Source organism: Streptomyces sp. SID12501, assembly GCF_010550245.1.
GTDB lineage: Bacteria > Actinomycetota > Actinomycetes > Streptomycetales > Streptomycetaceae > Streptomyces.
This window is the reverse complement of record NZ_JAAGLU010000148.1, coordinates 1-844: the sequence shown is the minus strand read 5'-3', so window position 1 is coordinate 844 and position 844 is coordinate 1. Positions and strand designations below refer to the sequence as shown.

At 74.1% G+C, this 844-nt stretch carries 1 protein-coding gene; it reads left to right on the top strand.

Going from position 1 to position 844, the window contains the following annotated elements:
* Positions 1-173 precede the first annotated feature (173 nt).
* A partial coding sequence (locus tag G3I71_RS44900; RefSeq protein ID WP_275409414.1) for a lyase family protein occupies positions 174-844 on the top strand: 671 nt, incomplete at its 3' end.

Sequence of the window (844 nt, the reverse complement as noted above, 5' to 3'; positions counted from 1 at the left end):
GGCGGCGGAGCAGGCGGCGAACGGGGCCGCGAGCGCCACGGCGAGGAGAGCCGCGGGTCGTCGCCTCAGGTGTCGCACGGGCGCCTGGCCTCTCACGTCGTCGGGAAGGGGTGTGCCCACATCCGACTACGACCTGCGGGTTCCCGCCACCGGAGCGGTGGAAGGATGGGTCCATGACTTCCACCACCGGTCCCGACGGCGCGGCCGCGGGCGAGCAGGCCTACCGCGTCGAGCACGACACCATGGGCGAGGTGCGCGTCCCCGCGCACGCGCTGTACCGCGCGCAGACGCAGCGCGCGGTCGAGAACTTCCCGATCTCGGGCAGCACGCTCGAGCGCGGGCACGTCGAGGCGCTCGCGCGCGTGAAGAAGGCCGCGGCGCGCGCCAACGCCGAGCTCGGCGTGCTGCCGCAGGACGTCGCCGACGCGATCGTCGCGGCGGCCGACGAGGTCGCGACGGGCGTGCACGACGCGCACTTCCCCGTCGACGTCTACCAGACGGGCTCGGGCACGAGCTCGAACATGAACACCAACGAGGTGCTCGCGACGCTCGCGACGCGCCTGCTGGGGCGCGACGTGCACCCCAACGACCACGTGAACGCGTCGCAGTCGTCGAACGACGTGTTCCCGACGTCGGTGCACGTGGCCGCGACCGCGGGCGTCGTGCGCGACCTCGTGCCGGCGCTCGAGCACCTCGCGGGCGCGCTCGAGGAGAAGGCGACCGCGTGGGCGCAGGTCGTGAAGTCGGGGCGCACTCACCTCATGGACGCGACCCCCGTGACGCTCGGGCAGGAGTTCGGCGGGTACGCCGCGGCCGTGCGGTACGGCGTCGAGCGCCTGCAGGC